Genomic DNA, 24,368 nt, shown 5'->3' with positions numbered 1-24,368 from the left:
GGCTACCTCACTTCTTCCGGCTTGGTAGTCATCTTCTGATATAAAATTGTATCTTTCGGAAACTTATCAATGAAAGGCACAATGGTATTTCCAAAGAATAGTAGTCCCTCACCCTCATTGGAGTTGGTAACATATCTAAGCTGAGGAAGTGAGATTTTAAGTTTTCTTGCAAGTATCTCTCTATCTCCTGAAGCCTGATTTAGCATTAAGACAAAGTCTGTATTGTCAAAGATATTTTCTATCTCCTTACTCATAAGTAGGTCTTTGACATTCTGCGTAATACCTGTTGGAATACCTCCCCATTTACGAAATCTTTTCCAAATCTCTACGGAATAGGATGCTGTCTGCTCATCTTTTAAAAGCAAATGGAACTCGTCGATATAGTACCTTGTAGACTTGTTTCCTCTGTTTTGTGACACCTTATTCCACACCTGATCCTGAATAACAAGCATACCGATTTTCTTTAGCTGACTTCCAAGTTCTTTAATATCAAAACAAAGGAGCTTCTTATTCAAATCCACATTTGACCTGTGATTAAAGACATTAAGAGAACCTGATACATAGATTTCCATCTCTGTTGCCAGCTTCTTACCAACCTTTTCCTCCTGTCCTTTTAACATATCGTATAGGTCTTGCAGTATTGGCATATTACAAGGCTCTGGGTTTTCAAAATACTTTTCATAAATCTTAGGTAGGCATCTATCTATAACGGACTTTTCTTCTGCTGTAAGACCACTACCGCCTACTACAAGCTCAAGCATACTCATAATAAAGTTTGCCTTGTCTTTCAGCGGTGCATCCCCATCCCCGTAGTTCATGTTTATATCAAGAGGATTCAGGTAATCCTTCGACTTACTGCTGACCTTAATGACTTCTCCCTTAAACTGCCTTACGAGGTTTCCATACTCTCCTTCCGGATCGCAAATAATCACATCATCATCTGTTACTAAAATCGCATTTGCCATTTCTCTTTTGGCACTGAAGGATTTACCGCTGCCTGGAGTTCCGAGGATTAGACCGTTTGGGTTCTTTAATTTCTTTCTATCTGCCATAATCAGGTTATGGCTTAGGGCATTTAGTCCGTAGTAAAGACTATTGCTTGAATTGATAAAAAGCTCCTCTGTGGTAAATGGCATAAATACTGCCGTTGATGAGCTTGTCAAGCCTCTATCTATCTCAATCTTATTTACACCAAGAGGCAGCACGCTCACTAAACCTTGTTCCTGAGAATGGTCAAGTCTTTTCAGCTTACAGTTATGCTTATTTGCAATGGAGCTTATTTGAGCAATTGTGTTATCGAGCTTTTGCACTGTCCTTGCAAAGTTCATAAAGACGATACTTACCACAAACATTCGCTCATCTCTTGTCTGTAAGTCTTTTAATAGGCTCTTTACATCTTCTCCGTAAGTAATTAAATCACTTGGAAGAATGTCCATGTCATAGCCTGACCTTACCGCCTTTTTGTTTTCCTCAATTCGCATCTTATCAATATCGGTGTTTTTTCTTTTTACCATCTTAATGGCTTCTGACTGATCAATTGCCTTAATATGAAAAGAGATATTGATGTTATCATCAATATCCAAAAACTCAGATAGCATACGGTCAGATAGCTCACTTGCAAGGATTTGAAAGTGGCTGACTGCACCGATAAATTTTCCAAACTTAAAATATCTGCTTGGCATAAAGTTAAATTCATCAGGAGCAATATATGTCTTGGTGCTTTCTCTTTTCTTTAAGTCCTTATAGGAAAACTCAAAGGTCTTATTCGGATTTAATATATCGTGAAGTATCTTTAGCCTTTCTTCTCCTGTAAGACTTTCAGCACGAACCCCCATACTTTTGAGATTAGACAATATATCTATCTCCAGTCTTTCAAGTTTTGATGTAGCCTGCTCTAAATTGTCTGCTTCTACTGTAAAGGTTATATATTTTGATTTTTTAAGTCCGTTATTTCCCTTTACAATCTGACTTTTAAGCATCTCTCTAAATTCAAAGCGTATATCGTCGAAACCGTCCTTTTTATCCGGTATCTGAATTGCCGACTTCATTTCTTCGTTTCGTCCGAGCTGATTGATATATGAAAACTCAATGCTGATACTTGGATCAAAAGAGTTTAGGAAGTTTGCAAACTGATTAAAAATCAAGTCCCTATCTTCATCTAAGGCAAGCTGATAGTTGATGTCCTGAAAGGCTATACTTTTACTGAAGTGCTTTTCATCAAGCTGGCATATTCCGCTTTTTAAAAGCCTTAGATAGGGAATGGTATCTTCTACCGTATATCTTTTCGGTTCTTTCTTAAAGATAAGGTCAAGGATTCCTCCCTTATCTTTTTTTGACTTGCAATTACTTTTCTTTAAGTCCCGCTTTTGACTTCTCAATGCCTTTTCGTTTTGCATGAGTTTTATTTGCTGAATTTTTCTTTTCTTGTCCAAGGTAAACCTCCTTTCTCACTCTCTTTTGCGGTTGATAAAACTTATGAAGATAAATGTACTTAAAGTATTTCTCAAATGTCAGTCCGTCTTTTTCAAATAGTGTGATGAAAAAGATAGGAAGCGTGGATACGATAAGAAATATGACAGCTATGTCATTTGGCACAAACTTCCTCATAAATAAATAGACTGGTATTCCAACCAGTCCTGCAAGTATGAAGCCTATGAGCTGCCTTTTTGTAAGGTTAAAGGCTACCTTTGTCTTTACCTTCTTTAAGTCCTTGGGTATTGGTACATACGCCATAGCTTACCTCCCATCTTCTTTGTCCTTTGGCAGCTCCTCAAAGTGTTCATATACAGATCCGATTTCATCCTGAATAATTGCAAGTTGTTCATCTATATTCTTGTTATATCTTTGCTGCATTAGGTAAAAATCATTATGGCAGCGACCGATGTCATCTATTTTTTCTTCCAAATCCTCAAGCCTGTTATGAATCCTGATTCTATCAATTACCGCCATAATACCTGCGACTATTATTACTGCTGTAAATGTTGTTTTTCTTTTATCCATACTATCTTTCCTTTCTTTTAGTGTGCATTTAATATGCTTTTGGCCAGTGTTCCGCTCTTTAGCATCATTAACCCCAGCAAAACCGCATAGCCAAGTATCGTCATGGTACTTGTGTGTATATCTGTTATCTTAATCGTCTTAACTAAAACTGCGTAAATTCCAAGACAAACCATTAAAAAGAGTCCTTGTAGTCCAAGTGCAAATAGTCCTTTGATGTAGTTTGTTCCAATCTGTCCCCACTCCTTGTTTCCCATTGTGGCAAATGGAATGGCTGAAACCGATGAATAAACATAAATCTCAAACATTCTTCCGTAAACTACAAGCATAATCACAACGGATATTACCTGTATAGCAACCTTGATGAGTGAGGTTTCAAAGAGAATCATGACAAGTTCTCCAAGACCCTTTTCTTTTAGGGTATCCATCATTGCCACTATCTGATCTCCGGAAACGGTGGCAGAGGTATTTATTACCCCTGCCGCCTTATTTACCATGTGCTGTGCCACATCAAAAACTGCCATTGAAAACTCAAAGGCATGGGATACTAACCATACAGCAATCCACATCTTGATGATGTACTTGAAAAATTCAAAAGTATCTGTATCGTGCATATTGTTCTTTTGCATTACCATATTGATAAGCTCGATACAAAGAACTGCTGTGATGATTAGTCCCGCTATTGGAATGATAACGGAATCGTTAATGCTTTTGATAAAGGCAAATACATCTCCGTTCCACCCCATAGGCGTTTTACCTACATCTGTTGCAACTGCACCAACTTTATCGTTGATGTCAAGAAACATGGACTCTAAGTTTGCTTGAATACCGCCCAGTAGAAGCTCCTTAAAGAATTCTTCTATCTTGTCGAATATTCCAAACATCTAAGCTCTCCTTTTCTTCTTAATTGAGTACATTGGCAAGTAGTGGAATGAGCTTAAGTCCGATAAGAACGATCCCTCCTCCAGCCATAAGCTGCTTAATACCTTGGCTCTTTGCTAATGTGCGATAAAGAAGTAATAGAAGTGTAAAAAATTTTGCCGTTCCTATCCGGCACTTAGGGCTGTGTCGGATAGGTCAGGCGTTAGGCTTCCGGCAAGTCTATCTTGCCGACAAAGCTGTAATAAATCTCAATGTCCTGCCTGCGGGTGCCGTTCTCGTCATAGCTGCACTCATGCACGACGATTTTCTCAATCATTTCCCGCAAGAGGGTGGGGGTCAATTCTTCAAAAGCAAGGTGCTTTCTCACAATCCCCATGAATTTCTCGGCGTTGACGGTGGCGGCCTGCGACTTGGAAAGTTCCTCCTGCAAAGCGGCAGCCCGGTCTTTCAGTTCCCGCTGCTCCTGCTCATAGTCCGCCGACAGCTCCATGAAACGCTCGTCGCTGATTTTGCCGCTTACATTGTCCTCATACAGCCGCTTGATAATGCGGTTCACTTCGGCAATGCGTGTCTGGGCCTGTTCAAGCTGCTTCGTGGCTGCGGCGGTCTTTCTCTTGCCGCCGATTTCGTTCTGCTGGATGAGCAGCTTTACAAAGCGGCTCTCATGCCTGGCGGCGTATTCCGTCACTTGCCGGAGATTGGAAAGCACGCCCGCCGTCAAAAGGTCGGTGCGGATAAAGTGTGCCGTACAGTCACGGGTACGCTTCTTGTAGCTGCCGCAGATATAACAGTCCTGCTTGCGGTTCTTGTTCTGATACCGCTGCTGATACAGCACATGGCCGCAGTCGGCGCAGAACAGCATACCAGAGAACAGCCCCACTTCATCATAGCGGTTCGGGCGTTTTCGCTGCTTGCGTAACTCCTGCACACGCTCCCATGTTTCCGTGTCGATAATCGGCTCATGGTGATTTGGGAAGATAGCCTGCTTCTCGATGGGGTTCTCAACGCTGTGCTTGACCTTGTAAGAGGGCTTCTCCGTCTTGAAGTTTACCAGACAGCCAGTGTACTCCCGGTTTTCCAGCAGATGGACGACGGTGTTTGTCGCCCACTTGCACTCATAGCCGGGGTGGTAGCGTCGGGTGCTGCCCGTCCTGCGGTATTCCAGCGTCCCCGGCGTGGGGATTTGCTGCTCCGTCAGCATACGGGCAATCTTGGTCGGGCCATTTCCCGCAAGGCAAAGCTGGTAAATCTGCCGGACAACCGGGGCGGCTTCCTCGTCAACGATATAGTTCTCGTCCTTGTCCATGAGATAGCCATAGACTGGCTTGCTGGTTACAGGCTTGCCGCTCATGCCTTTTGCTTTCTTTACTGCCTTGATTTTCTTGCTCGTATCTCTCACCAGCCATTCGTTAAATAAGTTCCGCAGAGGGGTAAAATCATTGTCCATGCCGCCGTTTGCGCTGTCCACGTTGTCATTGACAGCGATAAAACGCACGCCCTTTTGAGGGAACAGCATTTCCGTGTAAAATCCCACCTGCAAGTAATTACGCCCCAGCCTGCTCATGTCCTTGACTATGACGGTGCCGACTTCCCCGGCTTCAATGTCTGCAAGCATGGCTTGAAATCCGGGCCGCTGGAAGTTCGCACCTGAGTAGCCGTCGTCGGTGTACCAGCGCAGATTGGTAAAGCCGTTCTGCTTGGCGTAGGCTTCCAAAATCCGTTTCTGGTTGGAAATGGAATTGCTCTCGCCTTGCAATTCGTCCTCATGGGACAATCTCGGATAAAGGGCGGTAATGAGGTTTTGGGTGGCTTGTCTTAACATAAAATCCTCCGTTTCCGACAGCCAGCCCCACTATTCCGTGGTTTCATTGTACCACGGAACAGGGGCGGCTGTACAGCGGTAAAAGTGATAAATCTGCTTCTTTACAGCTTGTCAAATCGCCTTTTTTTGTGTAGCAGCGGCTTCCGCTTCCAGTACCCTCGCCATCTTGTCGGCGGCGGTGCTGGTGGTGTCTTTCTTGAAAAAGCCGGACACGACAAGAACGGTATTCCCCATGCGGATTTCCGTCACGCAGTCGGGGCGGCGGGTGGTACGGTGGTCGTGCTGCTTGATATTCTCCATAGGCAATACTCCTTTCATTCAGCCAGCAGTTTCTTCATGGTTTCCATTTTCCGCTTTGCGGTTTCCTGCCGGAAGTTGACGCCAGTAAAGCGTATCGGGACGCACATGGACAGCAGTCGGTCATAAATCCGGGAATGGGCCGTGTCTGTCGGCTTTTTCAACTCGTCCAGCGGGCGGTTGGTGGTGGCGATCAGCGGCTTGTTGCTGCGGTATCGGGTATCAATCACATGGAATACCTGTTCCAGTCCATAGTCGGTGCCACGCTCCATGCCGAAGTCGTCAATGATAAGCAGCGGATAGCGGCAAAGGCGGGAAATATACTCATTCCGGCCTGTAAAGCCGGGAGAGAGGTCGCCCAGGATAACGGCGAAGTTCGTCATATATACGGGGACTTCTTTCTCCATGAGGGCGTTTGCGATACAGCCCGCAAGGTAGCTTTTCCCGTTGCCGACGTTCCCCCAGAACAGGCAGCCGATGTTTTCGGCCTGCATTTCTTCCCAATGCTCCGCATACCGCCGGGCAATCCCGGTCTGCGGGTTTCTGCCGTTGTCGTTCTCGAATGTCCATTGCTGCATGGCTGAGTCGGCAAAAGCCCTCTGTTTCAGATTTTCCACGGCTTCCACATGGCGGCGGTGTTCCTCGGCGGCCTGCCGCTGCTCACGGGCGGCTCTCTGGCAGTCGCACTCTGCCGGGTGGCGGTCACGGCCAAACAGCTCCTTACCCTCCGGGAAGTAGGCTTCTTTCGGCGTATGGCACTTTCCGCAGTAAAGCAGTCCGTCCTCGCCGATATAGTCCTCCATCTCCGGGGCGGCGGTTGTCATGTTCTCCAAAATATCTTTGATTTCACTTGTCATAAGCTTTCTCCCTCCATACAGGTATAGTCGGGGATGCCCTGTTTTACGGCTCCCTTTTTGTCATTGGCCGCCCATCTGTGCAAGGCGGCGGCATAATTCTGGTAGGCTTTCCCGCTGGCGGCAAGGTAATGGCTCATTTCCTCAATCAGCCGTTCCAGCCTGTCCGGGTATTCTGCCTGTAACTCGTCATATTCGTCCTTTGACAGAAAAATATTCTCATATCGGCCATAAGCTGTGGGCGGCTCCCCACTCGCTCTCATTGTTTGGTTCTCTATTAAGTTGTTTATATTAGTTTTGTTAGGGGTCGGTTTTCCGACCATCATAGGGTCGGTTTTCCGACCGTCATAAGGTCGCTTTTCCGACTGTATGAGGGTCGCTTTTCCGGCCATCAGTTGGTCGGAAAACCGTACCACTGGGACAGGCGGCACTTTCACATAAAGCCGATTGGGTGCGGAGAAGCCCCGCCGTTCCCGTTCTAAAAGCCCGGCTGCGTCCAGTTCTTTCAAGGCTCCCTTGATGGCGGTACAACCCTTGTCCAGCATTTCCGCTATCTCCGCAACGGGGTAGACAATGAATATCCTGCCCTCGCCGTCCTGCCAGCCGTTCTTCTGTGACAGGGTGGAGCGGTCTAATAAAAGCGCATACAGCAGCTTGGCGGTCTGTGAAATCTCCATTTTCAGCAGGAAACGGGGGTATGGAAGATAGGCGGGCAGCGTGGTGTCTGCCCTGATATAATCAGCGATAGTATCACCTCCCTCTGTGTTGTGTCGTTTTTGGGCTTTGTCACGCATTAGGACGGCATTTCCGGGGGGAAAGGATAAATGTATCGCATACCCTTTGACACCCACGAAAAAAGCCTTGATTTATGCGGGTTTGAAAGGCTCTAAAGCGTGACATTTCTGCCTTTGTTTCCGCTTTCTCTCGGCGGCTTTGCGTTTCTTCATGCACCCGGCGCAGCCGGGGCAGTATTTCCCCCGGTTGGATTTGGGGACAAAGGCCGCCCCGCAGACCGCGCAGCGTTTCCGGCTCCCCCGGTACAAGAGGGCTGCGGCCAGCTCCCCGTCAAGGGGCAGGACAGCCACACGGAACCAGCGGCACATGAGGGAATAGGAAATGCTCTGGACGCACACGCAAGGCTCCCCGTCGTCTAACAGCAGGCAGTTCCCCTCGTCGTAGTTACAGCACTCATGCACAAGGCGGCGGGCTGCCTGGTGCTGGCGGTAGTCCATGCGGGACGGCTTATCGTTCATGGCTCTGCTCCTTTCTGCGGTGCGGCTCTTCCCGGCGCAAAATCTGGTCGATGTTCCGCTTGACGGTCTGCAACTCCCTGAACCGCTGCTTCTGTTCGTGATAGGTGTTGTACAGGCCGTCTTTCTCGGAGATAAGCTGCTCGATCTCGGCCTGCAACGCTTTTCGGCCGGGCAGCTTGGTAAGCCCCTGTGCCTTGAAATACCGGGCGGCGGCTTCGGCTATGATAAAATCGCTCTCGTTTGCCTGGCGGTATGCGGCGCGGGCTTTCTCGGATTTCTGCGCTTTCAGCCCCTCGCGGATGGGCTTGGTCTTGGCATAGGCAAGTACCTGTTGCCGCAACTCCCTTTTCCCTTGCAGCTTCGTTTCCAGTGCTTTCAGTTCGCCGCTGGTCTGGCGCATTTCCTGATAGGCGGTAGCAACGGCGGCTTCAAGCTGTTCCGGGGAAGAAAAGCCGTACTGTTGGTAGATGGTCAGGGTCTTGGCGGCCTGTTTCAGATTGTGTATCTTCGCCCATCGTTCATAGCCTTTGCCCTTGCCCTCGGCCATCTTCTGCTCAATGTCCACAAGCCGCTGCACACTGTCCTGTCTGGGGTCGATTTTCCCTGTCTTTTCGCCCTGTAAGCGGCCTTTCCCGGCGTGTAGGTATTCGGGTATGGCTGCGGTCTGTTCGGCGGCTCTGGCGGCTTGGTGCTGCGGGGTGTAGCGAACCGTTACGCCCCTCTGGGCGTTCTGCTCCAAAACGGCAAGGACGGCGGTGCGGTCAAAGTCGCCGCCCAGCTTCCGGGCGGTGATAGGCTTCGTCCTGTCTGGCGTGAGGTAGGACAGCCGCCCCCGGCTCTCCTTGACGGTCACACCCTCCCGCAACAGCAGAGAGGAAAACTCGTCAAAGCTGGCAGCGGTGGCAAGGGCTTTCCGTAGGGTCTGCCGCAGCTTCTCCTTGTTCGTTTCAAACTTGGTCTGCCGGGGCGTGATACCGCCTGCAATCATGGGGGCGTTCTGCTTGTCCAGTGCGGCCTGTCCCTTTTTCTGCGCCCAATATTCCCGGTCTGTGACACGGTTCTTGCTGCCGTTCAAGAGGTCGATTTGGTAAAGTCCTTCCCGGTGGCACATCTCCATGACCTCGGACTTGAAGTAGCGTAGGGCTGCGTCGGTGCAGCGGTGCTTGCACCCGGCTTTCGTGTCCGCTGGCCTGTCCATGTAGGGCAGGAACGGCACTTCCTCTATCCGCAGGCTGTTAATGACGATATGCACATGGATGTTGCCGCTGTGGTTATGCCCGTCCGGGTGGGTGCAGACAAGGGCCTGATGGCCGGGGAAATGCTCTTTACAGAATTGCTCCCCCAACGCCTGCGCCCGGTCTACGGTCAGGCCGTTGTCCGGCCCGTCCCGTGGGTCAAAGCTGATGATATAGTGGTGGCTTTTCACATCCTCCCGCCGCTGATTTTTCTCATAGCGGAGATTGGAGCGCATACACGCAACGGCAAAATCCTCGCCGCCGCAGTTCAGCGTGGACAAGCGATAATCCTCACGGGGGATAAGCCTGCCGTTTTCATCAAGGACGGGCTTCATAGTAAATTCGTCATGCTCAAAGAGCAGGTATTGTTCGGCGGCTCCGTAGTCGGCGTTCTTAGAGCCTAAATGCTTGAGTGTTGCCAACGGCGTCACCTACTTTCTTTAGGACTTCATACTTGAGGGCGGCAAGGTCGGCGGCCGCTTCCCGCAATTCCTTTGCCATAGCCGGGTAGGGGCTATGCCACTCGTTGAGGGTGCGGGCAATCTGGTTGAGATTGCCGCCAATCCTGCCGTACTCGGCTGTGAGCTTCCCGACAGCGGAGAGCAGCTCGTCATTGACTGACGACACATGGAGTACGGGGCGTATGGTAGTGCGCCGGATGGCCTGCCGGAGAAATTCGGACTGACTGATACCATAGGGCGCAAGCCGTTCTGTGAAGTCGGCGTATTCTTCATCGGTCAGCCGGGTTTTCACAACATGGCTGCGGTGGGGGGTGTTGTATCGCTTCGGCATGGGCTGTAAACCTCCTTTCACTTATCACAAAAAATGGGCTGGTCTGTTAGCTATTTTCGGGGCATTTCCTGTCTGCCGGACAGAAATATTTTTGCGGCGTAAGCCGCATAGCAGGGTTTGGGGAAGGCACTCCCCAACAAGTTTCCCGCGAGGGGCAAAACCGCAGAATTGCGGATTTTGGCACCGTGGTAGAAACTTGCTCTAAGTAAGCCGTAGATTTCCCCTTGCACTTACTACTCGTATAGCTGCCGCCTGTTTTGGCCGGATTTCTGCAAAAATCTTACGGCGTGGGGCGATTTTTACCCGCAGTTCTTTCTTTCCGCTAAAGATACATTTCAAAGGCCGCCAGCTACCCGCTTGCCGGGAATTTTCTCAAATTTTCCTTTGCCTTAGAAATACAGAAAATGCAGATTTGGCTACCGCCGCAGAAAATTTTTTGTTTCCGGCTTCACCTACCTACTACGGATGACTTTGCGATTTTGCCAAACGGATAAAGAAAAAAGCAGCAAATCTTTTTCAGACTTACTGCTTTCGCTGGCCGCCGATGGGCGGTGGATATTCAGTTTTGAAAGTTCAGGTCAGGTTGGCCCGATGATGGATAGCACAATAAATTCCTGTTTTCCCTTTAAGGCATTGTGCATTTTTTCTATTTCTCTTGATGATTATTTTTTTCATAATCAATCAATGTACCTATAACAATTCCAATCAACATTCCGATACCTGCACAAATAGAAATAGCAAAAAGATTTTGCAAAAACGCCCATGCCAACACACCTATGCAACCACCGACAATAAATCCTGTTAATAAGCCAATAGTTAAGTATTTATTACTTTTCATATTGCTATATCTCCCCTAAAAGTATATTTGTCGTTGGTTCTATTATACTATGACCTGCTTCCTTTAGGAATAGATGAATTGTAAACTGGCTGGAGTGAAACCGCTAATGACAGCCAGTGTTTGTTCTTTGTTTATCGGTCAAAGCGAAATTTGAACAGGGCGGCAATGAGCTGTTGCTTTATATGTTCCTCAACTTCGGCGTTGACTTTCCCGTGTACTTTGGAACAGTAGCGGATATATCCGGCATAGTGGGAAAGAATGGTGTCGATTGCGTCCGGGTCGCCCTCATGGGCTTTGACGATTGTTTCATAGGGGAGAAGTTTACTCATAGTCATTTCCCTCCATGAGCCGCCTTAACCGCTGCAAGGCAAGCCGGATATGCCGCCCCGCTGTGCTGCGTGTCCGGCCAATATGTACGCCGATCACTCGCTGCGGCTGGCGCAGGAAATAGTAACGAAAAATTTCTTCCTGCGTCTGCTCCGGCAAAAGGGCAAGGGCGGCGGCAAGCTCCGCATGATACAGAACGGCGGTCTGGCCGCAGGCGGTAAAAAGATATTCTTCAAGCTACTCCGGCTCGGCAAGCTGGACAAACTTTTCACTCATCAGATAATCAAGGGAAACTTCCCGTTCCCACCTCCGGCGCAGCTTCAAGATTTTATCTATGGCTGCGTGACGAATGACTACCTTGCAAAAGGCATTGAATGTGTACTGGATATGCACCTTGTAGGCTTCATCTTCGGTCATGGAAATTCCCCCTCTCTGAATAATAGTGCGGGGCGGCAGTACTCCTTGCTGTCGCCCCTTGATTGCCTACCAGCAAAGACGGGCGGGGCTGTCAACGACGGCGCGAAGCGGCGTTCATTTTATCGTTGACTGGCTCGGCTGGGTTTGCTATTTACCCGACAAACTTGAATTTATTTTAAGCTATCACGTTTTACCTTCTTAAGCCTTACTATCATTACCATAGGAATTTCTTTGTTGGTTTTGAAACATTCTTCATAAAATCCATCAATGACAAATCCAGCTCTAAAACAAAGGTTAAAAATATCTTGTATGGAACGATGATAATAAATCTGCTCTTTCGGTTGCCCTTCAATCGCTATATCATAGTAACTGTGCGGTGTCATATATTTTTCAGTCAACGTGACAAAACAAGGGTGTTGCGTTGCAAAGACAAAAATTCCGCTTTCCTGCAACAGTTCATAAACAGCCATAAGAAGTGGTTCAATGTCCGTAATATCCATAATTGCCATATTAGAAACTGCTTTCGTAAAGGCTCGATTTCTTTTTAATTCTAATATACTTTTTCTATCGGTCGCATCCGCCACACAAAATTCAATTTGTTTTGCATATTGTGATTGCCGTCTTTTAGCCAATTCTATCATTTTTTTGCTGTAATCAAAAGCGACAACCGAAGCACCTCTTTGTGCAAGATACGAAGAATAATTTCCATTGCCACACGCAATATCCAAAATGTAATCCGCAGGATTAGGAGATAGAAGTTCCGTTACTTTGGGGCGCACTACCTCTCTGTGAAATTCATTAGATTCGTCACCCATTGCATTATCCCAAAATTGTGCGTTCTCCTCCCAGATTTTTTTACTTTCCTCTGTTCCCATGTTCTCTCCCACTCCCAAAATTTGCTTTTTTGCTTCCATTAAATCTTCCTTACTATATTCCATTGTTACCCTCCATAACTTCTGATTGTTGTCGTCTTGACTATTATGTATCTTTTCTTTCCAAAATGGTATAGGCTTTTATTTTTGTAATGCTGCAAAACTTTTCTTCTGTAAGGTATTCAAAGGATATTTCCCTTTGCCGCCGCTTGCATTAAGCCGCCGCTATTGGAAAGCCAAAAGCAGCGGCTTTTTTTACTCGGTATTACCGAAAAGTATAGAAAGCAGGATATGTCATCATTTGTCATTTCTTCTCAATGTAATAACTGCATGGCATATCAAGCCAAATACAAGAGAAAAACAGCCACCGCCAAATAGTGATGCTCCCCACCCTGCACCTGACATTGTCATAAAACCGCCAACAAAGAAAATACCAATGCCAAGAAATATACCAACACCATAAAAAAGTCCAATTGCCATATCGTACTTATTAAATTGTCGTTTCTCCTTTTTTTCATATGTTTCCATCTTTGTTATTACCTCCTTCGCAAAATCGTCCATGTTGACTCCAAAAAGAAAGCAAATTTTTTTCAACATATTTAAATCGGGTTCATTAACATCTCTCTCCCAATTCGATAGTGCCTGCCGGGTAACATTCAATTCCCCGGCTAGTTCTTCCTGTGTCATTCCCAATTGTGTTCGCAGATGACGTATTTGCTTTCCTGTTGTAATATTCGTCTGTTCCTGGTTCAAAATAGTTTCTCCTCTCTGATACTGATTTTATCAATGATATTTCGCAATAGCCAGCAATGAACGCTTGCATTGCGCAAGACGTTACATTATCTTCTGAAACATATAGCGCACCTTGTCCAGGCGGCTGTTTGGACGGCGGGGCTGGATGACTGGCTTGCCGACAGCGGCCTGATACCCTTTCAGTTCTGTAAGGCATACGCTCTGCCCGTTGGTGTAAAAGGCCAGATCAGTACGGTATGCCTGTATACAGCGGGCGGGAATCTCGCCAGTAAAGACAACTTCATCCTTTTTTACCTGGACCGTTTCGATGGTGGCACAGTATTTCGGTGCATCATGATAAGCCCTGGAAAGATATTCCCGGGGCGCATAGAGGGTGAAGGAGAGATAAGGTTCCAGCAGTTGCGTCCCTGATTCCTTCAATGCCTGTTCCAATACAATCGGGGCCAATGAGCGGAAGTCCGCCGGCGTGCTGACCGGACTGTAATAAAGCCCGTATTCAAAGCAAATCTTACAGTCCGTTACGTTCCAGCCGAACAAGCCCTGCTCCAGCCCGTAACGGATACCATCCCTGACAGCGTTTTGAAAACTCTGGTTCAAGTATCCCAGCGAAACCCGGCTCTCGTATTGTACACCGGAGCCAAGCGGGAGTGGTGTAACAGACAGTCCGATGGATGCCCAAAACGGGTTGGGCGGCACCTCGATATGGATGGTGTGGCTGGCTGCTTTGAGCGGCCGCTCCATATAAATGACGGTGGGTTCCTTTACCACTGTTTCAAGCTTGTATTTTTCCGACAGCAAAGCGGAAACAACCTCCAACTGCACCCGGCCCAAAAAAGAAAGAATGATCTCATGGGTGATGGAATCCACCTCGCAGCGCAAAAGCGGGTCAGTATCCGCAAGTTGCGTAAGAGCGTCCAGCAGCCGTTCTCTTTGCGCTGCCGTTTTCGGCGCAATCGACGTCCGCAGCATGGGGAGGGGGTCCTCACGCCACCTTTTACGAGGGAGCCGGGTTGGGTCCCCTAATACATCGTTTAACCTCACGCTGTCGCTGGGAAGGATAACAATTTCACCCGGATAAGCGGTGTCTGTCCGAACAATTTCCCCTTTGGATGGAATACGCATCTCTGTGATTTTCAGCTTTTCTCTCCCGGCCAGGGCCACCGTATCCCGCAGGCGCAGCGTTCCGCTGTATAGCCGTAGATAGACACGCCGCTGGCCGCAATCTGTATACTCCACCTTGAAAACGCTGCCGCATAGGGCGGCGCTCCCCTGTTCCCCAATCGGTTGGAACAGCCCTGTCACCGCATCCATCAACGGTTGAATGCCAAGGCCCTTTTTGGCGCTGCCATAATAGACCGGGAACAGGGAGGCGTCTTGAACCCGCCGCTGTTCCTCCCGCACAAGTTTTTCCCGGCTGATTGGTTCTCCTGCGATATACTTTTCCAATAATTTATCGTTATTTTCGATGACCGCATCCCATGCTTCTATGTCGGTATTTTCCTCCAGGACTATTTCCGGGGACAGCGACACCGTCTGCTTGATGATAATATCGGCGGAGAGCTTATCCCGAACAGACTGAACCACGCTCTGCAAATCAACGCCAGCCTGGTCGATCTTGTTGATAAAGATAACGGTGGGAATGTTCATTTTCCGCAGGGCATGGAACAGAATACGGGTCTGGGCCTGCACGCCATCTTTAGCGGAGATCACCAAGATGGCCCCATCTAAAACAGCCAAAGAGCGGTACACCTCCGCCAAAAAATCCATGTGGCCGGGCGTATCCACAATGTTGACTTTACATCTGTGCCACTGGAAGGAAGTGACTGCCGCTTGAATGGTAATCCCACGCTGCCGCTCCAAAAACATGGTGTCCGTCCTCGTTGTCCCTTTTTCGACGCTCCCCGGTTCTGAAATGGCTCCGCTGGCATATAGCAGGCTCTCCGTCAAGGTCGTCTTTCCAGCGTCTACATGGGCAAGAATTCCAATATTGATTATTTTCATGTGATTGTCCTCCCTTTACTGCCCCGAAGGGCATAAAAATCCCCAGCAGTAAAATACTTTTACCACTGGGGATGATAATTTGCGGACATACACATATACAGCATACACCTGTTTGTGAGTGCTGTTTTTGGGGATATGTCAAAATTGATAAGGCAAAAGTATTCTTAAATTGGGTACAAAAAACTAAGCCCCTACAAAAGGGACTATCATAATCCTTTGTTCCCACTATTTGATTATAGTTTTATTTAAGAATACCTTGCCGCATATTTTTTACTCCTTTTCTGGAATTGAATTATTATATCACATCAGTTTTAGGAAAACAAGTATCTAAAAGAAATTTTTCTTCCCCTTATATGTAACAATCATACCGGCTTCCTAACGTTCAGAATGGTTTCTACTGTCTGCTGCGGTGTTTGGTTGGAATTGTCCAGCCAAAAGCCGATCCGTGGTGTTGTCTGCATTTTACTAAATACAAATTCAATGTATACAGAAAGAAATATATAAGGAGTGGGAGGGATTCCGCCGTAGTCGGCATTGTAGGAAAATCCAAAAGTTTAGATTTTCTCAAAATGCTTATCTTTTGGTCTTTGGTTCGGAATAGTGTAGTGCTGGCGGTCTATCTATTGTTTTCGGTTGCTTGCTTCTTTACCGTACATGAGCATTAGCACCGGGATTGTCATTACCATATCCTTCCATCAAGTTGATAACGCCCCATGCTCCAAGTCCTGCACCTACTGCCATAACCAAAATCTTTAATACATTAACTGCCTGTGTAAAAAATGCCATAAGTTATTCCTCCTCATTTTCTTCTTTCTTTTCAATTTTGTTGTAGGACTTCACTACAAAGTTTTTGTAAGTCTTTCCCTCTTTTTCACGCTTCTTAAAGTAGCCAAAGATGTGGATTAAATCACCTTTTTCAAAGTCATTTGCCTTCTCTGCTTTTTCTCCATAGGCTGCACAGTTGATGTACTCCTTGCCTTTACCGTACTTTTTTACAAGCGTGAAGTTTGCAACTTCTACCATTTCTCCGTCTTTTTCAAAGTTTGAAAAAGTTGGTTCCGCCACTAAGTTGGCGTTGATGTTAATCATTTCTTGTTTCATCTTTTTAAATTTCTCCTTTTCATTTCAATAAAAAAAGCGACCAGAAGTATTACTTTTCCAATCGCTGATACTCTTACTATTTAGTTTTCTTTTAAGTGGGACTTCTGATCCTTATCATCTTGCCTCCTGATTTTGAATAAAAAAACAGCAAATCTTTTTAAGACTTACTGCATTCTTGTTATAACCGTTTCTCTATTTAATTTTGCTTTTCCTTTTCGCTTCATATAGCTTTCTATGTCAAACAAATTCTTCTTATCATAGTCCTCAAGTAATCTATAGTTCTTATGCTTTGTAATATCGTATTTATCTGAAAGAAAAGGTCTGACACCTCTAAGCTGAAAGATACATTTACTACCGTCCATTACAGTAATCTCATCTTGACTCATCAGTTCTTTGCCTGTCTTTTGGTAATTAAGTCCAAAGCTCTTTTGATTTGACCTTGTTTCCGATGTGTTATATAAATCTATCGTTTCTTTTCCCAGTGTTTCAGACAATTCTTTTAGTGTCGTTTTCTCCTTGCCACCAAGAAACAAGGTACTATCACAGTTACCTACGATTGTATCGGCATTATCCTTATAGATTGCCTTTAACTGAGATTGTGCTTGAAGTATGATACTTGCTGATATTTCTCTGGAACGGATTGTTGCTATAAGTTTCTCAAACTTTGGAATTAAGCCGATGTTTGCAAATTCATCAAGCAAGCATCTCACATGGACAGGTAATCGTCCGCCATATACATCATCTGCCTTATCACATAAGAGATTAAAAAGTTGTGAGTACATAATGGAAACTACAAAGTTAAAAGTATCGTCTGTATCAGAGATGATAACAAATAGTGCTGTTTTTCTATCTCCGAGGGTATCAAGCTCAAGTTCATCTTCTTTCATCAAGTCCCTAAGCTCTTGAATATCAAACGGAGCAAGCCTTGCACCACATGAAATAAGAATAGACTTTGCTGTTTTTCCGGCAGCCAATTTGTACTTTTTATATTGCTTCACCGCAAAGTGTGTAGGCTCTTTCTTTTCAAGTGCTTCAAAGAGTCTGTCTATCGGATTCATATAGGTTTCATCATCTTCTCTTACTTCTGAAGCATCTATCATATCCAGTAGTGTTGCAAAGTTCTTTTCTTCTCTTGGAGCTTCATAAAATATATAACCTATCAGAGCTGTATAGTAGAGTTTCTCGGCTTTAACCCAAAAATCCTCACCTGCTTTTTCTCCCTCTCCCTTAGTGTTCGCAATGATTGTCTGCACCAATTTGAGTATATCTTTTTCACTTCTCAGATAGGCGAATGGATTGTACTTCATACTCTTTTTGAAGTTGATGGTATTTAGGATTTTTATCTCATAGCCATTATCCTCAAGCATCTTGCCGCACTCAAGGACTATCGTTCCTTTCGGATCGGTTACACAATATGACGAGTGCATCTGCATAAGATTCGGTTTTACATAAAATCTCGTTTTTCCACTTCCTGATCCACCGATTACAAGCACATTTTTGTTACGAGCATATTTAGGATTAGCCGGTCTGCCATTCATGGTTAATCGTTCTGTTTGCGTAAGCAGGATATTGTTTTGAAACTTTTCATCCATATATGGCCCTATATCTTTTTTCGTTCCCCAGGAAGCGTTTTGTCAAGTACCTTTTTATATTTATGGACGCTCTTTCTGTAAGCCGTATTAACTTTTAAGCAAAGAAAAACAGTAAACCTTTTTTGATTCACTGTTTCTCTTTGTTGTATTATGCTTATTTCTTAACGGTTATATAAGTTAAGCCATTTTCCAATCATTTATGTGTTTGCATGAGAATGACTGTGTATATGCATAGGGTTAAATATAAAATGTCTATGCTCATGCGAATGTACTACTTTTCCGTGCTTATGCTGGTGGGTATGGACATATCCATTATATATTTTTTCGTTACCAAGCGTATCTTTTATCATAATCAATGTGCTGATTATCATAATGCCGAGGGCGATATAAAATTTTACTGTTGGTCTTTCACCCAAAATAATAAAACTAAATCCCACTCCTAAAAATGGTGCTATAGAATAAAATGCACTTGTTTTTGCTGCACCCAAGTTCTTTTGTGCCATAATATAAAAATTTATACTTAAACCATATGCCACAAAACCAAGTAACATAACCGCAAGTATATATAGTATTTCAGGTAGATGTTCTCCAATGATAAAAGCAATAACAATACTGCCAATACCCGAGAAAATTCCTTTTATTAACACAATTTCCTCAGAACTTTTATCACTTATACTTCTTGTACAATTATTCTCAATCCCCCAACAAATACAAGCACATAAAACAAACATTGAACCTTTATTCAGTGCTAATGCTTCCATCCCCTCAAAGCTAAGAATGACGCTTGATAAAAGTACAAGGACAATAGCAATCCATAATCTTTTAGAAATTTTTTCCTTAAAAATCAAAAGGGCAATGACCGATGTTGCAACAATTTCAAAGTTATTAATTAACGAGACATTAGCAGAATTTGTATTGGCAATGCCAAACATCAGAAATATCGGTGCTGCTATATCAAGAACAACCATTGCAATTGTATAAGGTAAATCATTTATATTAAGCCATTTTTCGTCAGTCAATTTGTTTTGAGTTTTCTTTATTCCAAGTAATATCCCAATACCAACACCTGCTCCTAAATACAAAAAACCGGCAAGCATTGTCGGAGACACATTTGCTAATAATATTTTCGATATTGGTACATTGATTGCATATAATGCTGCTGCTAATATTGCAAAAAATGTAGCTGTTTTATTTTTACTCAGTGTCAAAGCCCCCTTTCTATCTTTTTTAATATTATACCATTTTTTCACTTAGTTTTATAGGTCTAACTCATTCCTCTTTACCTGTGATAGTCGCTTTTCGTGTCCCTCTATTTGCTCTATACAGGTTTTAACTTTTTCAGCCTGTTCAACTTCTTCTCGTATCTCCAATATTTGACTGTATAGGTTCTTTTTCTCTTTCTTCAAAGTGGCAAGTTCTGATTTCCATTTACTGATGGCTAAGGTTTTACTTTCTCCTAAATGGTCTTTCAAATATTTCTTAGCACTTTCAAATAAAATAATTTCTGCCGTATGCTCGTTATAAAAATTCCCCTGTTTGCTTTTCTTTGTCTTGGTATAGGCTTTGTAGGTGTCCTTATGCTTCAAATATTTTTCTGACTGGTCTATGAGTTTTGTTTTATCATCAACTTTCTTTTCGGTATCTTTTAAGGCTCTTGTGGTCTTGTAATTCTTATCTCGTAAGGTAACTATACTTTCTTTTAGCTGGGATAATGAAGTGATATTTTTATCTTTGAGTAGCTGATAACTCTCAATATATTTTTCTAAATCAGCATTATTCTTATCTGCATTTTCACGGATAAGATTTTCAAAGATTGACTGCAAATTTTCTTTGAGTGGGAGGGTGAACTTTGTATTTTCATTTTCTGTATTTTCTTCTTTTCCAATTCCCCTTATCCAATTTAGCAATGCCTTTATTCTTCTTGAGATTTCTTTTAATATCTTGTTTTGATGTATGATTTCTCTGTTGATGTATCCTCTGTCTGTGGATATGCCTTTCTTTTCCATTTGTGTTGCTGATACTCCTAAATGAATGGTCGGTATTTGTTCTATTCCTTGCCTTAGATAAGAGCGATGATCCACTTTCTCCTGTATGCTGTTTTCTTCAAGATATTTGTTTGTGATATCTGCCCATGCTTTTCGCCACTCTTCTGCTTTGTCTTGCTCATTCCAATCTGTTGTATTGATTTTTCGTGTTTTGTAATTTCCATTTTTGAGTTTTACTTTTTCTCCGTTTTCATCAAGGATATATTCCTTTTTTGATTTTGCTCCCCATGTTGTATCCTCGTTTAGTGGTCGCATGGTAAGTAATATATGACAATGTGGGTTTCCATCATTTTTATCATGTATTGCAATATCGGCACACATACCTACTTTTACAAAATTTTCTTTTACATATTCTCGTACAAGATTTATTTGTTTCTCTCGGTCTAATTCTTTGGGTAAGGCTACTTCAATTTCTCTTGCAAGTTGTGAGTTTTTACTCTTTTCTATTTTTTCAACACTATTCCATAATGTCCCTCTATCTGAAAATTCCTGTGGTGCATTTTGTGGTAAAAGAATTTCTGTATGGGCTATTCCACCTTTTCTTGTAAAGTCATGGACTATACCGTCATATTCGTTTTTTATCTTCTCGCCACTTCGATAGGCGGAAGCTGCTACTGCACTTTTGCCTTTACCTCTTGAAATAATCTTTATGCAAAGATGATATATCGCCATAGTAAAAAACCTCCTTTCCATTTTCTGATATGGTTATGGTGGAGATAGATAGAACTTCCTAAAAAAATCGGATAGCTTTTTATCCGATTTCTTTTGGGAAGTACACAAGGGGTAGGAAATTTATTTCCGTAGGGGAGTGTAGCTCCCCCTGTATCAGCGTTAGCTGATATGCCCTCTGCTAAGAGCCTTCGGAGAACGCACGCACCTGTTAAGGTGTATATGTGCGCCCTTGTAAACAAGGGACTATTCCTCTGTTCCCGTTACTTCCTCTTGCATTTCTGTATTTTGATTTTCGCCTTGTCCTCGCTTCTCTATGATTTTTAAGATTTTTTGATTGACTTCTTCTTTTATATTCGGAAATGTGATTAGCTGATAAAATTCATCTTTAGTAAAATCCTTGCTTTCGGTAAAGATACTTTCAAAGACTCCTCCTTTTTCATAAATGCGTCTATCTCTCTTTTTTCGTTCTTCCTGTTTCTGTTGACTGATGAGCTTTTTTCTTTTGTTTTGTAACTGCTTGATTTCTTCTTCTGCCATTAAAATTTTTTCATCTATGTTTTTCATTTTCTGTTTTCCTTTCTTTCTAATTTTGAGCAAAGAAAAAACAGTAAACCGATTTGATTTACTGTTTTGTGAACTGCTATGTTACAGCTTGTATTTAGTTGTTTAAGTTAGATAAAAACTGGGAGTTGTCAGCTAATAAGTTTACTTGCCAACTTGTACACTTGATTTATTTCTTTGCTTTCCAACTTCCAGTTATTAAGTTCAACTTTAATTAACTCTGGAAATTTTTTGCTAATATCCCTTAAAGCATTTCCTACTGATTTCCTAACATATTCACTCGCATCTTCTTTTAAGTTGGCAATTCGTCTAATAGCTTCATTCGGATTATCTTTGAAATATGGTCTACTCGTCCATATTCTCAACCCCTCTGTAACTGCTCTTCTCGTATTCGAATTATTATTTTCTAACCATTCATCAATGATTGGAAGTGCTTTTTCATACCCTGTCTTTTTACAAAATTCATCAAATGCCTTTGCTAATACTTCTTGAACTCTCCAATTATCATCTTTAGAAACTTCATCTCTCATAAATGCCAGAATATCATTTTGTTCTGACAAGTATCCAAAAAGAAATACGCCGTACATTCTTACTTGATATGTGTGAGATTTATAAGCTAAAAATGCCAACTTCTTGACATATTCTTTATCATTAGATTTATAATCGTTTAAGGCTCTTTTTTCTTCCTCTTTGAAACCATTTTCTATCAAAGAAAATTCTTTTTCTAAACTCCCAATATACTCTTTCAAAGGAACTCACCTCGCTTTCAAATTCTAATTTTTCTATAAATCATTTGAAAGTATTATGCCATTTTCAATGGTTTTTTTCCACTGTCAGATTTCCTACTTGCCCTCAGGAATTTATCAGGACATACAGAAAAATAATAGAAAAGATAGATACAAAAATTATCTTTTTCCTTTATTCTTTCCGTTCCGCTTGCACTATCTTTAACAGCCTATCTTGAAAGGTATCCTTGCTCTCTTTATCAAAATATATCTCGCTTACAAAGGTCTTTCCTCTAATCTTTTTTATTAAAATGCCATCAGGTTTTCGGGACATGGCTCGTTCATCTTTAGTCTGTGCTTCTTGTTTTTCTGTCATTCAATTCCTCCTTTTTACTTGCACAAAAAAAGATTTCCTGTAATTAGGAAACCTCTTTTCATTTTGATTGATATTTAATTTTAGGTTACCGCTTGTAGCTTCTTTCTTGCTCTATATTCTCGTGCTTTTATCCGTTCATACTCTCTGAATTTGTCAATATTTTTAGATCGGTATTCTTTGGAATATGCCCTGTGATATGCTCTTGTTTTTTCTTTCTTGGCTTCTTCGATTTCTTCCCTCATCTGTATCATTTCTTGTTCTGTCGGCTCTATCTCTTTTGTAAGTTCATTTTCAAATTTTCCGATATAGTTGAAATACACTTCGATACGCTGAACGGCATATTTTGCTCTTTTGACATCTCTTTCATGCACTACAATTTTACTGATAAATTCATTGATGGCGGTGGGGGTAAGTTCTTCAAAATCTGAGTAGCTTTCTGCCAGTTTGATAAAGTTCTTTGCTCTTTGGTTGGCGTTTTCAAATTCGGATAAGCGTTCCTCTATTTGCTCCTGTTCTGCTTTTAAGCTGTAATATTCTTCTGCATATTTTTCCGATAGCTGTTCATAGCGTTTCGGCTCGATATTTCCCAGTGCATTATCCTCGTACAGCTTATTCATAACTCTTTCTATCTGTTCCATTCTGTCTGTGATTTGTGGTATACGCTTTTTCTGTTTCTTGATTTCTTCGGTCTGTTCTTCAGCAAGGCTATTTTTTATCAAGGCTTCAAATTCTTCTTTATTTTCTAATGAAAATTTAGCTATCTTTCGCAAAACCTCTGTGAGATTTTCCATCACATCATCGACATCAATACGGTGGGGAGAATGGCATTTCGGGTGTTTGGATTTTCCTTTGGCATATTCGCTGCAATAGGTTACATGCTGTACCTTATTGTTCTTGTGTATGGTGCGTATGTGCATTTTTGTACCGCAATCTTTACAGTACATCAGTCCCGATAATGGGTGGATTTCTCCATCTCCGTTTGGTCTTTTTACCGGTGCATTTTTTAATATCCGTTGTACATTTTCATAGGTACTTCTATCTATGATTGGTTCGTGTACATCAGGGATTATTTGCCACTTGTCTTTATCTACATAATGGTTTCGCTTATCTTTATAATGCTTTTCAGTTTTGAAGTTGACTACATCGCCACAATACTCCTGCCTTTTCAGTATGTGTGTTAGGGTTGCTTTGTTCCAGTTATAACGGTTTTCTTCATTCAGCTTTCTGTTTTTCGCCGTTCCTCTGTCTTGCTGTTTCATATAAAAGGTTGGGGTTAGTATTTCTTTCTCTTTCAAGTAAACGGCTATCTGATTTCTGTTTTTCCCATCCATAAACAGTCTAAAAATGAGTTTTACGACTTCGGCAGCTTCTTTATCGACTATCCAAAAATCTTTGTTGTTAGGGTCTTTTATATAGCCGTAGGGGGCTTCTGTTGCAACAGGCTTTCCGCTTGCTCCTTTGGTCTTAATGCCTGTTTTGACTTTCTTGCTGATGTCCCTTGCGTACCACTCTGACATGATATTGATAAAGGGTGCAAATTCTAATGTATTTTGGTCTTGGCTGTCTATACCATTGTTGATGGCAATAAAGCGTACATTGTTTCTTCTAAATATCTCCATAGCGTTTCCCACTTGGAGATAATCTCGTCCCCACCTTGTCATATCTTTCATAATGACAATGCCGATTTTTCCGCTTTCTACATCGCTTATCATCTGTGTATAGGCGGAGCGGTCAAAGAACCTACCGCTTTCATCATCGTCGATATAGTGGCGAATGTTCATCAATTTGTTCTGTCTTGCATATCTCTCTAAAAATGCCTTTTGATTTACAATACTGTTGCTTTCACCACCGTCCCTGTCCTCATCACCAACTGAAAGGCGGGAGTATAGCGCTGTGATTTTGGTTGCATATTCCATCATGGCGTTATCCTCCTTTTTTGTGTCTATATATCACTCC

General features: G+C 43.2%; 24 protein-coding genes and 3 pseudogenes. 1 reads left to right on the top strand and 26 read right to left on the bottom strand.

All coding sequences use genetic code 11. The annotated features are described in order from the left end of the window. Positions 1 to 2 precede the first annotated feature (2 nt). From ACOMA9_RS01640 to ACOMA9_RS01575, 14 genes and pseudogenes are all read right to left on the bottom strand, one after another. Positions 3 to 2,432, bottom strand: a complete 2,430-nt coding sequence (locus ACOMA9_RS01640) for a VirB4-like conjugal transfer ATPase, CD1110 family (protein ID WP_421424448.1) — start codon at positions 2,430 to 2,432, stop codon at positions 3 to 5. Beyond that, a complete protein-coding gene (locus ACOMA9_RS01635) occupies positions 2,344 to 2,733 on the bottom strand; it encodes a PrgI family protein (RefSeq protein WP_421424445.1) in 390 nt (129 codons plus the stop codon). Before ACOMA9_RS01635 ends, ACOMA9_RS01640 begins: the two co-directional genes overlap by 89 nt. A 3-nt stretch (positions 2,734 to 2,736) precedes the next feature. Continuing rightward, positions 2,737 to 3,000: a conjugal transfer protein gene (locus tag ACOMA9_RS01630; RefSeq protein ID WP_421424443.1), complete on the bottom strand. Its 264-nt coding sequence runs from the start codon at positions 2,998 to 3,000 to the stop codon at positions 2,737 to 2,739. Positions 3,001 to 3,017: 17 nt separating this feature from the next. After that, positions 3,018 to 3,881 (bottom strand): VirB6/TrbL-like conjugal transfer protein, CD1112 family, encoded by an 864-nt coding sequence (locus ACOMA9_RS01625; RefSeq protein ID WP_006525981.1) that lies wholly within the window; start codon positions 3,879 to 3,881, stop codon positions 3,018 to 3,020. A gap of 19 nt (positions 3,882 to 3,900) precedes the next feature. After that, positions 3,901 to 3,996: pseudogene (locus tag ACOMA9_RS01620) on the bottom strand (Maff2 family mobile element protein); the annotation flags it as partial. Positions 3,997 to 4,081: 85 nt separating this feature from the next. Next, positions 4,082 to 5,701 (bottom strand): recombinase family protein, encoded by a 1,620-nt coding sequence (locus ACOMA9_RS01615; protein WP_421424442.1) that lies wholly within the window; start codon positions 5,699 to 5,701, stop codon positions 4,082 to 4,084. Between the two features lie 111 nt (positions 5,702 to 5,812). Further along, entirely contained in the window at positions 5,813 to 6,001 is a 189-nt protein-coding gene (locus ACOMA9_RS01610) for a transposon-encoded TnpW family protein (protein ID WP_000427739.1), read from the bottom strand. Between the two features lie 14 nt (positions 6,002 to 6,015). Continuing rightward, a complete protein-coding gene (locus ACOMA9_RS01605; protein ID WP_000200031.1) occupies positions 6,016 to 6,855 on the bottom strand; it encodes an ATP-binding protein in 840 nt (279 codons plus the stop codon). Then, on the bottom strand, positions 6,852 to 7,646 hold the full coding sequence (locus tag ACOMA9_RS01600) for a replication initiator protein A (RefSeq protein ID WP_001205019.1): 795 nt from the start codon (positions 7,644 to 7,646) through the stop codon (positions 6,852 to 6,854). Before ACOMA9_RS01600 ends, ACOMA9_RS01605 begins: the two co-directional genes overlap by 4 nt. A gap of 72 nt (positions 7,647 to 7,718) precedes the next feature. Then, on the bottom strand, positions 7,719 to 8,084 hold the full coding sequence (locus ACOMA9_RS01595) for a cysteine-rich VLP domain-containing protein (protein ID WP_446197452.1): 366 nt from the start codon (positions 8,082 to 8,084) through the stop codon (positions 7,719 to 7,721). A 10-nt stretch (positions 8,085 to 8,094) separates the two neighbouring features. Then, the gene (locus ACOMA9_RS01590) at positions 8,095 to 9,762 is read right to left on the bottom strand and encodes a relaxase/mobilization nuclease domain-containing protein (protein ID WP_009249723.1); all 1,668 of its coding nucleotides are present in this window, start codon (positions 9,760 to 9,762) and stop codon (positions 8,095 to 8,097) included. Next, entirely contained in the window at positions 9,734 to 10,132 is a 399-nt protein-coding gene (locus ACOMA9_RS01585) for a plasmid mobilization protein (RefSeq protein WP_001126628.1), read from the bottom strand. Before ACOMA9_RS01585 ends, ACOMA9_RS01590 begins: the two co-directional genes overlap by 29 nt. Before the next feature lie 646 nt (positions 10,133 to 10,778). After that, positions 10,779 to 10,970, bottom strand: a complete 192-nt coding sequence (locus ACOMA9_RS01580; RefSeq protein WP_000841357.1) for a hypothetical protein — start codon at positions 10,968 to 10,970, stop codon at positions 10,779 to 10,781. Positions 10,971 to 11,101: 131 nt separating this feature from the next. Continuing rightward, positions 11,102 to 11,299 carry a helix-turn-helix domain-containing protein gene (locus ACOMA9_RS01575; RefSeq protein ID WP_001909500.1) on the bottom strand — a complete coding sequence of 66 codons (198 nt, stop codon included), beginning with the start codon at positions 11,297 to 11,299 and terminating at the stop codon, positions 11,102 to 11,104. A gap of 82 nt (positions 11,300 to 11,381) precedes the next feature. Here ACOMA9_RS01575 and ACOMA9_RS09775 point away from each other — a divergent pair, with 82 nt between their 5' ends. Next, a complete protein-coding gene (locus tag ACOMA9_RS09775) occupies positions 11,382 to 11,843 on the top strand; it encodes a hypothetical protein (protein WP_021659603.1) in 462 nt (153 codons plus the stop codon). Between the two features lie 41 nt (positions 11,844 to 11,884). Here the strand turns inward: ACOMA9_RS09775 and ACOMA9_RS01565 are convergent, their stop codons facing one another. From ACOMA9_RS01565 to ACOMA9_RS01510, 12 genes and pseudogenes are all read right to left on the bottom strand, one after another. Then, positions 11,885 to 12,628: a class I SAM-dependent methyltransferase gene (locus tag ACOMA9_RS01565; RefSeq protein ID WP_106052388.1), complete on the bottom strand. Its 744-nt coding sequence runs from the start codon at positions 12,626 to 12,628 to the stop codon at positions 11,885 to 11,887. 255 nt (positions 12,629 to 12,883) lie between these two features. Further along, positions 12,884 to 13,339 (bottom strand): XRE family transcriptional regulator, encoded by a 456-nt coding sequence (locus ACOMA9_RS01560; protein WP_001071126.1) that lies wholly within the window; start codon positions 13,337 to 13,339, stop codon positions 12,884 to 12,886. Between the two features lie 81 nt (positions 13,340 to 13,420). Beyond that, positions 13,421 to 15,340 (bottom strand): tetracycline resistance ribosomal protection protein Tet(W), encoded by a 1,920-nt coding sequence (tet(W), locus tag ACOMA9_RS01555; protein ID WP_000691721.1) that lies wholly within the window; start codon positions 15,338 to 15,340, stop codon positions 13,421 to 13,423. 657 nt (positions 15,341 to 15,997) lie between these two features. Beyond that, positions 15,998 to 16,126: pseudogene (locus ACOMA9_RS01550) on the bottom strand (Maff2 family mobile element protein); the annotation flags it as partial. A 3-nt stretch (positions 16,127 to 16,129) separates the two neighbouring features. Continuing rightward, positions 16,130 to 16,441 carry a single-stranded DNA-binding protein gene (locus tag ACOMA9_RS01545; protein ID WP_421424434.1) on the bottom strand — a complete coding sequence of 104 codons (312 nt, stop codon included), beginning with the start codon at positions 16,439 to 16,441 and terminating at the stop codon, positions 16,130 to 16,132. A gap of 164 nt (positions 16,442 to 16,605) precedes the next feature. Then, a pseudogene (locus ACOMA9_RS01540) lies at positions 16,606 to 18,072 on the bottom strand (VirD4-like conjugal transfer protein, CD1115 family); the annotation flags it as partial. Positions 18,073 to 18,230: 158 nt separating this feature from the next. After that, positions 18,231 to 19,283 carry a DMT family transporter gene (locus ACOMA9_RS01535; RefSeq protein WP_019117184.1) on the bottom strand — a complete coding sequence of 351 codons (1,053 nt, stop codon included), beginning with the start codon at positions 19,281 to 19,283 and terminating at the stop codon, positions 18,231 to 18,233. Between the two features lie 6 nt (positions 19,284 to 19,289). Then, positions 19,290 to 20,750 carry a MobQ family relaxase gene (mobQ, locus tag ACOMA9_RS01530; RefSeq protein WP_009428357.1) on the bottom strand — a complete coding sequence of 487 codons (1,461 nt, stop codon included), beginning with the start codon at positions 20,748 to 20,750 and terminating at the stop codon, positions 19,290 to 19,292. A gap of 243 nt (positions 20,751 to 20,993) precedes the next feature. After that, a complete protein-coding gene (locus ACOMA9_RS01525) occupies positions 20,994 to 21,314 on the bottom strand; it encodes a DUF3847 domain-containing protein (RefSeq protein ID WP_009429568.1) in 321 nt (106 codons plus the stop codon). Between the two features lie 128 nt (positions 21,315 to 21,442). Then, positions 21,443 to 22,060, bottom strand: coding sequence for a DNA alkylation repair protein (locus tag ACOMA9_RS01520; RefSeq protein WP_009429000.1), 618 nt, complete (start codon positions 22,058 to 22,060; stop codon positions 21,443 to 21,445). A gap of 169 nt (positions 22,061 to 22,229) precedes the next feature. Continuing rightward, positions 22,230 to 22,412, bottom strand: a complete 183-nt coding sequence (locus ACOMA9_RS01515) for a transposase (RefSeq protein WP_009428460.1) — start codon at positions 22,410 to 22,412, stop codon at positions 22,230 to 22,232. Positions 22,413 to 22,492: 80 nt separating this feature from the next. Beyond that, a complete protein-coding gene (locus ACOMA9_RS01510) occupies positions 22,493 to 24,331 on the bottom strand; it encodes a DUF4368 domain-containing protein (protein WP_421424430.1) in 1,839 nt (612 codons plus the stop codon). Positions 24,332 to 24,368: the final 37 nt, after the last annotated feature.

Origin of the sequence: Streptococcus atopicus (assembly GCF_049166725.1) — a bacterium.
Classification (GTDB): domain Bacteria; phylum Bacillota; class Bacilli; order Lactobacillales; family Streptococcaceae; genus Streptococcus; species Streptococcus hominis.
Note: the sequence above shows the minus strand (reverse complement) of the source record. Positions and strands in the feature narration are given on the sequence as shown.